We start from the raw sequence: 14,335 nt of genomic DNA, 5'->3' as shown, positions 1-14,335 counted from the left end.
CATGGCGGGGATTTTTTTATGGGTCAGAAACCTGACCCCGGTTGCAGCAGGAAGGCTGTCTCTTCCTCTGTGCTCGCGCGGCCCAGGATGGCGTTGCGGTGGGGGAAGCGGCCAAAACGCTCGACGATCACCTGATGGCGGCGGGCAAAGTCGGCAAAGCCGGCGAAGGTCTCCTGCGCCGGACTGTCTGTCTGCTCGGCCGCCAGCCCCTCGAACAGGGTCACGCTTCTGGCCTGCTGCTCGCGGGATTCGGCGTGTTCCAGCGGCAGGTAGAAAAAGACCCGTTCCAGCGGTGGCAGCGCCAGATCCGCTCCCAGCGAGAGCCCCTTGAGGCAGAGATCCCGCGCCTTGGCATCCTGGGCAAATGCGGCGGGAGTGCCCCGGTGGATGTTGCGCGGCAGCTGGTCCAGCAGCAGGATCAGGGCCAGCCGGCCCTCGGCCGATTCGGCCCAGTGGGCGAGCTCACCGGCGGCGGCGGCGGCGGCCTGGTCACCGAAGCGACTGGCGAGCAGGGCGTCGGTGTCGCTGTTTTTGCCCCACCAGAGGGGCGCTTGGCGTTTGGCGCGGGTGACGTCGTCACTCTCTTCGCCAAACCAGAATGTGAGCAGCGGTTGCCAGGGTTGCATGGAACACTCCTTGGGCCTGCGGGCACCGGATGAAACAAGGCCAAATGACCCTGATGTGGTTGCTGCCGAACGGGCGGCTTCTGGTTACACTGTGCCATCTTTTCCCGCAATAGGGATCCCCCTTCGGCCGGCATCGCTCTCGACATCGGCAGTTGCCGCCGGTGAACCGTGGGACCCTGACTACCCTGATGAGGATTTTCTGATATGGCCGGAACCAGTTTGTTGGCCCTGATTGACGATATTGCCAGCGTACTCGACGACGTGGCGTTGATGACCAAGGTGGCGGCGAAGAAGACGGCCGGGGTGCTGGGGGACGATCTGGCTCTCAACGCCGAGCAGGTCTCCGGGGTGCGTGCCGAGCGGGAGCTGCCGGTGGTGTGGGCGGTGGCCAAGGGGTCGTTTCGCAACAAGCTTATTCTGGTGCCTGCCGCCATCGCCATCAGTGCTTTGGTGCCCTGGCTCATCACCCCGCTCCTGATGCTGGGGGGGGCCTACCTCTGTTTCGAGGGGGCCGAGAAGCTGGCCCACAAGTTTCTGCCCCATGAGGCGAGCGAGGGAGAGGCGCACACTGCACCCATTCCCGATGATCTGGTCGCCTTCGAGCAGCAGAAGGTGAAGGGGGCCATTCGCACCGACTTTATTCTGTCGGCTGAGATCATCGTCATCGCCCTTGGCACCGTGCAGGGAGCCAGCCTGGCACTGCAGCTGTCGGTGGTGGCGGGCATTGCCGTATTGATGACCGCGGGGGTCTACGGCCTGGTGGGGCTCATCGTCAAGCTCGACGACATCGGCCTGCACCTGCTGCAAAAGCCCGATGGTGGCGCCCTGCGCCGGGCGGTGGGGCAGGGGCTGCTGGTGACGGCGCCGCGGCTGATGCACCTGCTGGCGCTGGTCGGCACCATCGCCATGTTCATGGTGGGGGGCGGCATCCTGGTGCATGGTTGGCCTTTCGTGCACCACCTGATTGAAGGGGCTGCCGCTGCCGTGGCCACCCTGCCTGCGGTCGGCGCCGCCCTCGCACTGGTGACGCCGACCCTGCTCAACGCCGTGGCCGGCGTGGTGGCCGGGCTGGTGCTGGTGCTGGCCATGACCCTGGTGAGCAAGCTCAAGCCCGCCAAATAGTGCCAGTGACCTGATTGTCGGTAGGCATTTCCGCGATAGCGGGTCATCCCGTCAGATACTGTCTCGTCTGTTGCCTCGGATGGGGGCTAGGCAAGGGCCGGCCTCCTTTCGTACTATCCGGTTGACACCCGCTCACAGAGGCGGGGTCAACCCACATGGATGCAAACAGACAAGGAACGTCATGAAACCACCCGTTTGGCAGGATGATCACATCTATGCCGCCCCCGACTGCCCGGCGATCGACGCCGATTTTCAGCGTGCCCGCGAGGCCATGAAGCGCCTGCAACCCCTGCTGGATGAACTGCCCAAGACCAACGACATCAATGCCTTGCGTCATCTGCTGCGGGCCATCCGGGCCTGCTGGCGCGAGGTTCGCCTGCTGGAGTGGAACTGGCAGACCTACGGCTACAACCGGCTCAGCCGGGACGGGCGCGACGAGGCGGCCCGGCTGCTGCTCTCCCGCGGCCAGCAGTTGCAGGCAAGCCTGGCCCAGCTCTGCAAACCGGTGGCCCTGTTCTGGGTGCGTGCCCCCGAGGAGCAGGTGCGCGCCCTGCTGCAGGATCCCGAGCTGTTCGAGCTCGCCTACGCCATTCGCCACGACCGGCGCCAGCGGGATCAGTGGTTGTCGCTCGAGAGCGAGCAGTTGATCGCGGGGCTGAGCGTGGATGGCCTGCAGGGGTGGGGGGATCTCTACGGTGGCCTGGTAGGAAGGCTCAGGCCGGTGGTGGAGGGGCAGCCCATGGGGCTGGCCCAGGCGGACAACCTGCTGGCCCACCCGCAGCGGTCTCGGCGCGCCGCGGCCTGGCACGCCATCCAGGCGGCCTGGGGGGCGGAGCAGGAGACGGTGGCCGCCATCCTCAACGCCATCAACGGCTGGCGCAACGAGCTGGCTCGCCAGCGCGGCAAGGAACGCAGGTGGGATGCGCTCGATCTCTCCTGCCATCAGGGGCACCTGGAGCGGGCCACCCTGGAGACCCTGATGACGGCGGCCGGCGAGCACAAGGAGCTGGGGCGGCGCGCCCTGCGTGCCATGGCCTGCGCCCAGCAGATCAACGACTTTGCCCCCTGGGATCTCTATGCCCCGGCGCCTGTCGGGGCGAGCAGCCTCATCAGCTTCGAGCAGGCGCTGACCCTGGTGGCCGATGCCTTCGCCGGGTTTGATCCCGAGATGGGGGCCTTTGCCCGCATGATGGCGGCCAATGGCTGGATTGACGCTGCCCCGAGCGAACAGAGGCGCAGCGGCGCCTACAGCACCGAGTATGCCGAGCCGCCCGAGCCAAGGGTGTTTCTCACCTTCGAGGGGACCCTGGACAACGTCATCACGCTCGCTCATGAGTTGGGGCACGCCTGGCACAGCTGGCTGATGCGGGAGTTGCCGCTGGAGCAGCGTGACTACCCCAAGACGCTGGCGGAGACAGCCTCCCTGTTTGCCGAGGCGCTGGTGCGCGATGCCCTGCTGGCGGCCACCGACAACATGGAGCAGCGCCGGGCCATCGCCTGGCTGGATGGGGAGCGGGCCGCCAGCTTGCTGCTCGACGTGCCGGCCCGCTTTACCTTCGAGCGGGCCCTGGTGGCGGCGCGGGAGGAGGGCTACGTGGGGGCCGGCCAGCTGCGGCAGATGATGAAATCGGCGCAGCAGCAGTGGTATGGTGACACCCTGAGTCAATATGACGAGCTGTTCTGGGCCAGCAAGGGCCACTTCTCCATCGCCGAGCTCGGGTTCTACAACTACCCCTATCTGTTTGGCTACCTGTTCAGCCTGGGGCTCTATGCCCAGCAGGCGCGGGCGGGGCGCGAGTTCGTCCACGCCTATCGGGAGCTGCTGCGCGACACCGGCCGTATGAGTGCAGAAGAGCTGGTGGAGAAGCACCTGGGGGTCGACATTCGTGAGCCCGCCTTCTGGCAGGAGAGCCTCGATTATGTGGAAGAGGCGGTCGCCCGCCTCGAGCGGCTGGTGTAGGTAGCCCGGCCGTTTTTATCCTGGTGGCGGGCCTGTGGCTCGCCACGCGCATTCAACGGGGCCCGGCCCCGCAACCTGATGACGAGCGTTTGATGCAGCAACGAATCTACCCACAACAGTGGCAAAACCAGCATATCTATCCCGCCCTCGACTGCCCGCAGGTGAGCGCGGATCTCGCCCTGGCGCGCGCCAGTCTGGACGAGCTCGGCAAGTTTATCGAGGGGCTTGGCGCCGCCCGGGCCAATGCGCAGGCGCTGCAGGATTTCCTGCGCGAGGTGCGGCTGCGGACTCGGGACATTCACAACATTGGCTGGAACCTGGCCGTGCTGGCGGCCTGCCGTGGCAGTCAGGATGCCCGCGACGAGCTGGCCAAGCAGCTGGCCTCCCGTGCCCGCGCCCTCAATGCCGATCTGTTCAAGACCCTGGCGCCGGTCGAGGATCTGATGCTGGCCCTGCCGGAACCCGAATTTGAACAGCTGATGGCCGACTCCCTGCTGGGGGAGGAGGCGTACCGGCTGCGCCACGAGCGCCTCTTGCAGGATCAGCGCCTGCCGGTGGAGGCGGAGCAGCTGGTGATCGGCCTTGGCACCGACGGCCTGCACGCCTGGGGCAATCTCTACAACGATCTGGTGGGCAAGATCCGGCTGCTGATCGATGGCCGCGAGATGGGGCTGGCCGAGGCGAGCAACCTGCTCTCCAGCCCGCTGCGGGCCCTGCGCCGGGAAGCGTTCGATGCCATCAGCGCCGGCTGGGAGGGGGAGCAGGAGACGGTGGCCGCCATCTTGAACGCCCTCAATGGCTGGCGGCTTGAGCTTTCGCGCCAGCGCGGCCGCAGCCGCCAGCTCGATGCGCTCGACCTCTCCTGTCACCAGAGCCACATCGAGCGGGCGACCCTGGATACCCTGATGCAGGAGACCTGGCGCGCACGCGGGCTGGGTCAGCGGGCGCTGGGGCTGATGGCCGAGCGCCTCGGCATCGAGGAGCTGGGGCCGGAGGATTTGTTTGCCCCGCCGCCGGCCGCGGTGAGCCGCGAGATCCCGTTCGAGGAGGCGATCGAGATCATTGCCGAGGCGTTCTCTCGTTTTGATCCCGAGATGGGCGAGTTTGCCCGCATGATGGCCGAGAAGGGGTGGATCGATGCGGCGCCCACCCCCAACCGGCGCACCGGGGCCTACTGCACCAAGTTTGCCGAGCCGGTGGAGCCGCGGGTCTTCATCACCTATGCCGGCACCATGGACAACGTCATCACCCTGGCCCACGAGCTGGGCCACGCCTGGCACAACTGGCTGATTCGCGATCTGCCCATGAGCCAGCGTCGTTACCCCATGACGCTGGCGGAGACCGCCTCCATCTTCGCCGAGACCCTGGTGCGCAGCGCCCTGTTCGAGCAGGCGCAAAGCTCGGAAGAGCAGCAGGCCATCGCCTGGGCCGAAGCCGATGGCGCCGCCACCTTCCTGGTCAATATTCCGGCCCGCTTCGATTTCGAGCGCGCCCTGGTGGCGGAACGGGCGTCGGGCTATGTTTCGCCGGCCCGGCTCAAGGCGCTGACCGACGAGGCCTGGGGTCGCTGGTACGAGCAGAGCATGTGCCGCTATCACCCCCTGTTCTGGGCAGCCAAGGCGCACTTCTCCATCGCCGGGTTTGGCTTTTACAACTACCCCTACCTGTTCGGCTATCTGTTCAGCCTCGGCGTCTATCAGCAGCTGATGAATCGCCAGAAAGCCGGAGAACAGAATGTGGCCCAGGCCTATCGCGACCTGCTGCGCGATACCGGCCGCATGAGCGCAGAAGATCTGGTGGCCAAGCACCTGGGGCAGGACATTCGCCAGAGCGCCTTCTGGCAGGGGAGCCTGGCGCTGGTGGAAGCGGCGGTGGAGCGCTTCGCCCAGACCCGCGGCTAACACAGGCTTGCTGAATGGAACCGCCGGGCAGCCACGCTGTCCGGCGGTTTTTTTATGGGGCGGGTTTACCCGGCTGCGGCTGAGCGGGCGGGCGCACCGGCCCCACCAGCAGGGGCCTCGGCTGGTGGCGCAGGTCCGGCTGGTAGCCGTTGAAAAAGAGGCTGAGCAGCACCGAGCTGAGGGTGGCCAAGAGGATGCCGCTGTGAAACAGCGGCTGCAGGGCGGCGGGGAAGTGTAGGAAGAAGGCGCCGGAGACGGTGGGGATCATGCCTATCCCTAAGCTGATGGCGACGATGTAGAGGTTGTGGCGATTGCTGTTGTAGTCGGCCCTGGCCAGGATGCGGATGCCGGTGGCCAGCACCATGCCGAACATGACTATGCCGGCGCCCCCCAGCACGAAGGGGGGGATGGAGGCGACCAGCACCGACATCTTGGGCACCAGGCCGAAGGCGAGCAGGATCCCCCCCGACATGACGCAGACCCAGCGGCTCGACACCCCGGTCACGCTCACCAGTCCGATGTTCTGGGAGAAGGAGGTGTGGGGGAAGCTGTTGAAGATGCCGCCGATGATGGTGCCGATGCCATCCACCCGCAGGCCGCGCACTATGTCGCCCCGGCTGGCCGGGTGGCCGACGATGTCGCCGAGCGCCAGAAACATCCCCATCGACTCGATGAAGGTGATCAGCATGATGACGGTGAGGGTGGCGATGGAGATGGGATCGAAGGTGGGCCAGCCGAAGGCGAACGGCACTATGGGGGCGAACCAGGCCGCCTCGCCGAGTCCGTCCAGGCTCACTTCCCCCATGGCGATGGCTACCCCGAAGCCGAACAGGATGCCGAGCAGCACAGATATGTTGCTGAAAAAGCCCTTGGTGAAGCGGGTCACCAGCAGGATAAAGGCCAGCACCAGAAAGCTGGTGCCGATGTAGCGCAGGCTGCCGTACTCGGGGTTGCCCTTGCCCCCCGCCATCCAGTCGATGCCCACCTGCATGATGCTGATGCCGATGGAGGTGATCACCACCCCGGTCACCACGGTGGGGAAGAGTGGCATCAAGCGGCCGATGAGCGGCACCAGCAGGGTGGAGAGGATGCCGGCGGCGATGGTGGCGCCAAAGATGCCGGTGAGCCCCAGCGCTGGGTTGGCGCCGATGGCCAGCATGGGCATGACGGCGGCGAAGGTGACCGACATGATGACCGGCAGCCGGATCCCGGCGAAGCGGCCGATGCCGAGGCACTGCAGCAGGGTGACGATGCCGCAGCAGAAGAGATCCGAACTGATGAGATACGATATTTGATCCTTGGGCAGCCCCAGGCTGCCGCCGATGACCAACGGCACCGCCACGGCGCCAGCATACATCACCAGCACATGCTGCAGGCCGAGGGTAAAGAGCTGGCCGGGGGGGAGCAGGCGCTCCACTTCGTCGATGGCGCGGCCCTTGGCCGCCCCGGGGGGCTGGGTCTGGTGCATGAACAGATCACTCCTTGCGACCCGGCGGCTCTGGCCGGGCAAGATGGGGCAGGCTGGCTGTCCCGTTCATGGATGGGGACCGGGTCGCCCAGGATCCGGCCACGCAGACGAAGGTCGCCTTCGCGCTGCATCACAGGGGGAGTGCAGGAACCGTGCTCGGTCGGCATGAATGGGGGTCTGTTGGTCCTGTTCATGCGCATTTTTGCAGGCGGGATCACGCTTGACAGCATCGATGGCTGCCAATCGTTTTCCTGCCGGCGGGGGAGGGCTGTCAGATTGGTAGCCCGGTTATCATTTCGGTCGGTCTGGCTCTCAGATTGATAGCCGGCGCTGTGCCGGCCCAGCCGCTCTGGTTTCATCAGCAACAGAGGGCGTGATCTAAAGCAAGAAAGTTGGATGTTTTGGTGGCGCAGGGCCCTGTCGCTGGGGTAGTTTCGATAAAACCGACACAGATCCTGAGGTCTTATCCATGATCATCTATCTGCATGGCTTCGATGCCACCAGCCCCGGCAATCACGAGAAAGTGCTGCAGTTGCAGTTTATCGATGATGATGTACGTTTCGTGCACTACAGCACGGTTCACCCCCGTCACGACATGAGCCACCTGCTCAAGGAAGTGAAGAAGCAGCTCGACATGAGTACCGATCCCAAGCCCCTCATCTGCGGGGTGGGGCTGGGTGGCTACTGGAGCGAGCGCATCGGCTTTCTGTGCGGCATCAAGCAGGTGCTCTTCAACCCCAACCTGCACCCCGAGATCAACATGCAGGGCAAGATCGACCGGCCGGAAGAGTACGAAGATATCGGTACCAAATGTGTGTCTGAGTTTCGTAGTAAAAATTCAGGAAATTGCCTCTGCATCCTTTCCGTTCAGGATGAAGTGCGCGATAATGGCGAAACTGAGCGTGAATTGAAGAATTATTACAACATCGTGTGGGATGAACGAGAGACGCACAAGTTCAAGAACATCTCTCATCACCTGCAGCAGATGAAGGCTTTCAAAGAGGCCTGATTGATCGTCACGTCATGGATTCAACTATCAAGGGAGCCGATGGCTCCCTTCGCTTTAATGGAACCGAGGTAATTAACCATGACCAATATTGTTGTCGTCGGCGGCGGTGCCGGCGGTCTGGAGCTGGCTACCAGCCTGGGCCGCAAGCTGGGCAAGAAGAACAAGGCCAAGATCACCCTGGTTGATCGCAACCGCACCCACCTGTGGAAACCCCTGTTGCACGAAGTGGCCACCGGCTCCATGGACGCGGGCATCGACGCCCTGAGCTACCAGTCCCACGCCAAGAACCACGGCTTCGACTTCCAGCTCGGTACCCTCACCGACATCAAGCGCGACGAGAAACGCATCGTGCTGGCGAAGATCGTCGACGAGAACGGCGACATCGTGGTCAACGAGCGCGAGCTGCCCTACGACTACCTGGTGATGGCCATCGGTTCCGTCTCCAACGACTTCAACACCAAGGGCATCAAGGATCACTGCATCTTCCTGGACAGCCCCTCCCAGGCGCACCGCTTCCACAACAGCATGATGAACCGCTTCCTGCAGTTCGCCACCGAGTACCAGCCGGGCGACAAGGTGAAGATTGCCATCGTCGGCGGCGGCGCCACCGGCGTCGAGCTCTCTGCCGAGCTCTACAACGCGGTGGAGCAGCTCTATGCCTACGGCTTCAAGAACCTCACCACCGACAGCCTGAAGGTGACCCTGGTGGAAGCGGGCCCCCGCATCCTGCCGGCTCTGCCGGAGCGCATCAGTGGCGCCGCCCATCAGGAGCTGGTCAAGCTCGGCGTGGACGTGCGTACCGCCACCATGATCACCGAAGCGACCGCCGATGGGCTGCACACCAAGGATGGCGAGCTGATTGAAGCGGATCTGATGGTGTGGGCGGCCGGTATCAAGGCGCCGGACTTCATGAAGGATATCGCCGGTCTTGAGACCAACCGCATCAACCAGCTGGTGGTGAAAGAGACCCTGCAGACCACCCGCGACGAGAACATCTTCGTCATCGGTGACTGCGCCGCCTGCCCGCAGCCGGACGGCAAGTTCGTGCCGCCGCGCGCCCAGTCTGCCCACCAGATGGCGACCCAGGCGTTCAAGAACATCCTGGCCAAGATGAACGGTGGCGAGCTCAAGCCCTACCTCTACCACGATCACGGTTCGCTGGTGTCCCTGAGCCGCTTCTCCACCGTGGGCAGCCTGATGGGCAACCTGATGCGCGGTTCCATGATGGTAGAGGGCTATATCGCCCGTCTGGTGTACATCTCGCTCTACCGGATGCACCAGATCGCCCTGCACGGCTACATCAAGACCGGCCTCATCATGCTGGTGGGCCGCATCAACCGGGTGCTACGCCCGACCCTGAAGCTGCACTAAGCCGCCTGGGGCAAACGTGCCGGGACTACAATGACCCCGCGCACCATGAAAAAGGAGAGGCCTTGGCCTCTCCTTTTTTATTGCGGTCGTATCAGGAGGCGTCCACCTGCAGGGTGCGCACCTCGGTGAGGGCGGCGGTGAAGAAGAGCCGCGCCAGTTCCGGATCCCCTTGTCCGGCATCGCGGGCGACGTTGGCAATGTCGCCGCCGAGCAGGGTGATGGTGTTGCCCACCTTGCTCACTCGATCGATGAGAGAGCCGAACTGCTGGGAGAAGGCCGTCGTCTGGCCGAGGAAGCCTTGCTGACGCTGGATCTGCCCCTCAATCTGGTTTACCTGTCCCTCCAGGCTGCTCACCTTGTTCTGGGTCTGCGTCAGGGTGACGGCCAGGGCGATGAGGCCAGGCAGCCCCAGCAGTCCCAGTCCCAGCAGGTAGAGTTTTTTCTTGTTGAGGGAATCCAGCTCCTGCCGGGCGCCTGCCAGGTTGGACTGCAGCCCGGCGATGGTGGCCTGCAGCTCCACGCCGATCCGCTGCAACGCTATGTTGTCCTGCGTGATGCGATCGTTGGCCGCCTGGCTGGCAGTCAGGGTCTGGGCGGTCAGGGTCTGGATAGGGATTATCTCCTGCTGGACCTGATCGACAAACGCCTTGAGGGTGTCGGGGTTGAAGGGGCCGCTATTGGCCAACTGCTGGGTCAGTTGCGTCTCCAGGCGGCCAGCAAATGCCAGCACCTGCTGCTGCATGGTTTGCACCTGGGGCAGCAGGGCCGCGACCACCTCACCGACGTTCTGCTGGATGTTGACGGCGTTTTGCGGCAGACCGGTGAAGGACTGAATGGTTGCTTCGGCCTGCTGCATGTTGGCAATGGATTGGGAAAGAATGCCGTTGCTCATGGGGTCTCCTTATGAAAGAGGGCGGCCAGGCCGCCCTCCCGGGGGTTAGGCGGCCAGGCGCGCCACGAAGTTGGCGATGGTGTCGGTCTGCGGCACTTGCAGCGGGCTCACGCCGGCCATCTGGGCCTTGATGGTAGTCACGTCGGTGAGCACCGTCTTGACCGTGGTGTCGGCGGCGGTCAGCCAGAGCTGGCGGATGTCGTCGCCGCTGGTGATCCCCTTGTCCAGATCGGTGATCAGGCTGCCCAGATCGGAGGTGAGGGCGTCCCAGGCGTTGCTCATCTGGGTGGCCGCGGTGACGGCGTTTTGCGCCTGCACCTGCAGCCCCTTGTAGCCGTTGCCGATCTGGGTGGCGATCAGCACCTCGCTGTTGAGGTTGCTGCGTTTCTGGTACAGGTCCTGGCGGGTACCGAGGGAGTTGTGCAGCACGATGGCGCCAGCCGTGATGCCGCCGGCCCCGGCCACCATCATGGCGACCCCGCCGATGACCACCGGGGTCGAGGTGCCGGCGGTGACGAAGTCCGCCACGGCGCCGATGGCAGTGACGAAGGCGCCGCCAATCACCAGCAGCCCCCCGGCGACGATGCCGGCGATGGCGCCGTCGATGGCCGCGTTCACTTTGTCGATGTCACCGTTGAGCTGGGCGAGTACCCCGTTGTCCCCCTGCACCTTGCTGTTGAGGTTTACCACTATGCCCTGGAAGTTGCTGGAGTCGGTGATGAGGTTGTTGTTGAGATTGACGATCACCAGCCGGGTGTCGGCGGAGAGCCGTTGATACTCGGTGGCCTGCTCCTTGATGACACTCAGCTGCCTGAGCCATTGCGCCTTGGTGGAGCCGGGCGGCAGTACGGCCGGAATGGCGTTTTGCAGGGCAAAGTAGTTGGAGATGTTGCTGATGTTGGTGATGATCTGCGGCTGGACGGTATTGAGATAGAGGTCGGCGTGCCCCTTCGCCAGATCGAGCCCCTGGTTGATCTGGGTCTGGTTGTCCTTGAGGTTCGGGAACTGGCTGAAGTCCACCGGCACCTGCTGCTTGACGCTGTTGCAGTAGGTCTGGATTTGCAGGGCCTGGGAAGCCTGGTTGGCCATACCCTGGTCCATGGTGATGGTTGTTGCGTTGGTCATTTGGCGTGTCCTTGCGTGGTGGGATTAAGCGTCGGGCAGGATGCCGTTGCCGGCGTAGGCTGCCTTGATGTCGTCAACCTGGCCTGCGAGCAGCAGCCAGGACTGGGTGTTGAGCGCCACGGTGCGCCGCAGCTGGCGCACGTCGTCGGGGCTGTTGAGGTCGGCGACCACGGGTACCGCCCCTTGGTAGGCGTCGGCCACCTTCTGCCAGCCAGCAGGCAGCTGGGTGACGGCATCGGCAACCCGGCTGTAGGTGTCGACAAACAGCTGGTTTTGCGCCTGCACCGACTTGGCCACGGTCAGCAGGGTGTTGGTGGCGGCCAGCGCCTGGTAGGCCTCGGCCAGTTTGTCGGTGTTGGTCTTGAGCTCGCGGGCCGCCAGGCTGGAGCCGGCAATGCCCGATGAGATCGCCTTGAGACCGGAGACCATGTACTGGGTCTGCTGGTCTGTCTGTTTGGCTATCTCCTGCGAAGTGGCGGGTTTGGCCCCCTTGTCGGCCGGTTTCTGTTCCAGCGTCAGCGAGGTGACGATGGCCCGCCCCAGCTGGTTGACCCCTTCACCGGCCTTGCCACCCTCATCGACGATGGCCTGGATATTGGCGGCAATAGCCTGGTTGAGGGCGTCAATGATCTCGGTCTGGCGCTTGGCGTCGGCCATCAGATCCTGCTCGAGCTGGGTGATGACGCCATTGAACTGCTCCATCAGGGGGCGCAGGGATCCCCAGGCCACCTGCACGCGGGTATTGAGTGCCTGGGCATTGAGCCGGTAGCTCAGGGCCTGATCGGCGAGGGACGTCAGCTGCTCGGCCAGCCGGGCGCGACCCGCGAGCACGGCGGCGTCTTCTTCCTGGCCAAGCAGGCGATTGAACGCGGCGACCAGGGCGTAGAAGTTGGAGCCGTTGCTCAGCAGGTGGATGAGGCCGGACAGGTTGGTCTGCTGGTAGTAGCGTGCCTGACTCATCATCTGGGCCTGGTAGGCCTCGATTTTGACCGCGAGGGTGGAGTCGATCTCGCTGTTGGCCAATGACTGCTGCATCAACAACAAGTTCGCATAGGTCTGGTTGAGCAGGGCGGGCGAGGTCGCCGACAGGTAGGCTGCCAGCAGACCCTGATCCCCCAGATCCAGGGTGGCGATCGTGGTCATGACTTGGTCTCCATAGCGGTGTCGGCGAGCTGGCTGGCGGGGGAACATACCCCCGGTGCGAGGGTGGGGTGAGGTAGTCGGGTATCCTGCTGCATCATGCTGCTCTCCTCGTGAGAAGTGGGTCTGTCTCCGGTCCATGGCCGGGACAGACTCACCCTAGGGAAAGGCAAAATGGGCCACAACTGACACTTTTATCACTTGATGTTTGAGCCGGATCGGCTAATGAAAGGGGCTGTCGGAGCAGGCCATGCGACTGCTCGATGTCGCCTTTCGTCGTTGAATATGGACAGGTGCCACGTCGTCGACGCGCACGGGATCCGTGCTGGCAGGCCCGCGCCGCCATGCTCCGCCAGGGGCGAACCGGGTCTCCCTGCTTGCCTGCGCCCCCTTCGCTGCTTTAGGCTGTCCCCCAGTTCAATCCACAAGGAAACCCAGATGATCCTCTCAACTACCCCCACCCTGGAAGGCAAGACCATTCGCGAGTACCGCGGCATCGTGGTGGGTGAAGCCATTCTTGGCGCCAACGTGTTCAAGGATCTGTTTGCCGGGATCCGCGACATCATCGGCGGCCGCGCCGGCGCCTATGAGAAAGAGCTGGCCCGGGCCCGGGAAATCGCCTTCGACGAGCTCAGGGAGCGCGCCGCGGCGCTGGGTGCCAATGCGGTGGTCGGCATCGACCTCGACTACGAGGTGGTGGGGCAAAGCGGCAGCATGCTGATGGTCAGCATCAGCGGGACCGCCGTGTTGGTCTGACGCCTTGATGCCATGAAAAAACCGGCAACCTGCTGCCGGTTTTTTATTGCGGCCTTCCCAGCGGATGGGGGATGCCAGCGCCCTGACATGCACCTGTCCGCCTGCCTGTATTGTGTTGTTCGCGTCCATCATACTCATGACAAGAGAGTCAGCTCGAGGGTGCAATCATGCTCCATATTCTGCGCTGGGTAATGTTGTGGTGCTGGCTGGGGAGCGCCATGGGGGCCACCATTCAGGCGGTGACGGAGGAGCTCCCCCCATACAACTATCGGGACAAGGACGGCCAGGTGACGGGGCTGTCGGTGGATCTGCTCAAGCGAATGCTGGAGGTCAGCGGCATCGGGCTCGACCGCAAGGGCATCCAGCTCCTGCCCTGGGCGCGGGCCTATCAGATGGCGCAATATGACCCCAATACCGTCATCTTCAGCATGATAAGGCTGCCCGAGCGCGAGGCGCTCTTTCATTGGGTCGGCCCTATCGGGCCTCGCGTCACCTGGGTGTATCGCCTGGCAAAACGCGACGATGTGGTGGGCCATCAGCTGGCTGACCTGGCCCCCTGGCGGATCGCGGTGGTACGCGACTCGGCGCTGGCCATCGAACTGGCGGAGAAAGGGCTCAATCTGGTGCTGGTGCACGACGAGGACGACAAGTTTCGCATGCTGCTGCACGGCAGGGCCGACGTCGCGCCAGCCATGCAGATGGGGGCCGCCTACCACATAGAGACCTTGGGCCATCACTACTCGGAGTTTGTCCCCATGTTTGAGTTTCAGGAGACCAAGTCGTTCTATTTTGCCTTCAGCCGCAACACGGATGCCGTCATTATCGAAGGCCTGCAGGCGGCGCTGGAGCAGATGCACCGCGATGGCTCCTTTGACGAGATAAGCCAGGCATGGGGGCGTCGCTTCTGGGTTCAGCCGGCGGGCAAGTGAGCCGCGCTATCTCCCATGCGGGTCTCGACTTCGTGA

Annotated in this window: 12 protein-coding genes; 7 read left to right on the top strand and 5 right to left on the bottom strand. The window is 64.1% G+C overall.

What is annotated here, in order from left to right; all coding sequences use genetic code 11:
- Positions 1–23 precede the first annotated feature (23 nt).
- Positions 24–626 (bottom strand): DUF924 family protein, encoded by a 603-nt coding sequence (locus I6L38_RS10125; protein WP_216989519.1) that lies wholly within the window; start codon positions 624–626, stop codon positions 24–26.
- Between the two features lie 204 nt (positions 627–830).
- On the opposite strand from I6L38_RS10125, the gene I6L38_RS10120 reads away from it, so the two are divergent.
- From I6L38_RS10120 to I6L38_RS10110, 3 genes are all read left to right on the top strand, one after another.
- Positions 831–1,748: a DUF808 domain-containing protein gene (locus tag I6L38_RS10120; protein WP_017784066.1), complete on the top strand. Its 918-nt coding sequence runs from the start codon at positions 831–833 to the stop codon at positions 1,746–1,748.
- 181 nt (positions 1,749–1,929) lie between these two features.
- On the top strand, positions 1,930–3,708 hold the full coding sequence (locus I6L38_RS10115; RefSeq protein ID WP_216989518.1) for a M3 family oligoendopeptidase: 1,779 nt from the start codon (positions 1,930–1,932) through the stop codon (positions 3,706–3,708).
- Positions 3,709–3,800: 92 nt separating this feature from the next.
- On the top strand, positions 3,801–5,609 hold the full coding sequence (locus tag I6L38_RS10110) for a M3 family oligoendopeptidase (RefSeq protein WP_216989517.1): 1,809 nt from the start codon (positions 3,801–3,803) through the stop codon (positions 5,607–5,609).
- A gap of 52 nt (positions 5,610–5,661) precedes the next feature.
- On the opposite strand, the gene I6L38_RS10105 is transcribed toward I6L38_RS10110, so the two are convergent.
- On the bottom strand, positions 5,662–7,077 hold the full coding sequence (locus I6L38_RS10105; protein ID WP_216989516.1) for a nucleobase:cation symporter-2 family protein: 1,416 nt from the start codon (positions 7,075–7,077) through the stop codon (positions 5,662–5,664).
- 469 nt (positions 7,078–7,546) lie between these two features.
- Between I6L38_RS10105 and ycfP the strand changes: the two genes are divergently transcribed.
- Positions 7,547–8,086 (top strand): alpha/beta hydrolase YcfP, encoded by a 540-nt coding sequence (gene ycfP / locus I6L38_RS10100; protein WP_216989515.1) that lies wholly within the window; start codon positions 7,547–7,549, stop codon positions 8,084–8,086.
- A gap of 78 nt (positions 8,087–8,164) precedes the next feature.
- Positions 8,165–9,457 carry an NAD(P)/FAD-dependent oxidoreductase gene (locus I6L38_RS10095; RefSeq protein ID WP_010633673.1) on the top strand — a complete coding sequence of 431 codons (1,293 nt, stop codon included), beginning with the start codon at positions 8,165–8,167 and terminating at the stop codon, positions 9,455–9,457.
- Positions 9,458–9,548: 91 nt separating this feature from the next.
- Here I6L38_RS10095 and I6L38_RS10090 read toward each other — a convergent pair whose 3' ends face one another.
- From I6L38_RS10090 to I6L38_RS10080, 3 genes are read right to left on the bottom strand one after another with little or no spacing between them, the layout of a single operon-like run.
- Positions 9,549–10,349 (bottom strand): hypothetical protein, encoded by an 801-nt coding sequence (locus tag I6L38_RS10090; protein WP_216989514.1) that lies wholly within the window; start codon positions 10,347–10,349, stop codon positions 9,549–9,551.
- Between the two features lie 45 nt (positions 10,350–10,394).
- Positions 10,395–11,474 carry an HBL/NHE enterotoxin family protein gene (locus I6L38_RS10085; RefSeq protein ID WP_005302109.1) on the bottom strand — a complete coding sequence of 360 codons (1,080 nt, stop codon included), beginning with the start codon at positions 11,472–11,474 and terminating at the stop codon, positions 10,395–10,397.
- 24 nt (positions 11,475–11,498) lie between these two features.
- Positions 11,499–12,617 carry an HBL/NHE enterotoxin family protein gene (locus I6L38_RS10080; protein ID WP_010633676.1) on the bottom strand — a complete coding sequence of 373 codons (1,119 nt, stop codon included), beginning with the start codon at positions 12,615–12,617 and terminating at the stop codon, positions 11,499–11,501.
- 435 nt (positions 12,618–13,052) lie between these two features.
- Between I6L38_RS10080 and I6L38_RS10075 the strand changes: the two genes are divergently transcribed.
- Both I6L38_RS10075 and I6L38_RS10070 read left to right on the top strand, forming a co-directional pair.
- Complete coding sequence (locus tag I6L38_RS10075; RefSeq protein ID WP_010633677.1) at positions 13,053–13,370, top strand: heavy metal-binding domain-containing protein; 318 nt, start codon at positions 13,053–13,055, stop codon at positions 13,368–13,370.
- A gap of 167 nt (positions 13,371–13,537) precedes the next feature.
- Positions 13,538–14,299: an ABC transporter substrate-binding protein gene (locus I6L38_RS10070; protein ID WP_025201535.1), complete on the top strand. Its 762-nt coding sequence runs from the start codon at positions 13,538–13,540 to the stop codon at positions 14,297–14,299.
- Positions 14,300–14,335: the final 36 nt, after the last annotated feature.

Origin of the sequence: Aeromonas sp. FDAARGOS 1408, from assembly GCF_019048665.1 — a bacterium.
Taxonomy (GTDB): Bacteria; Pseudomonadota; Gammaproteobacteria; order Enterobacterales; family Aeromonadaceae; genus Aeromonas; species Aeromonas dhakensis.
This window is presented reverse-complemented; position numbering and strand designations above follow the sequence as displayed.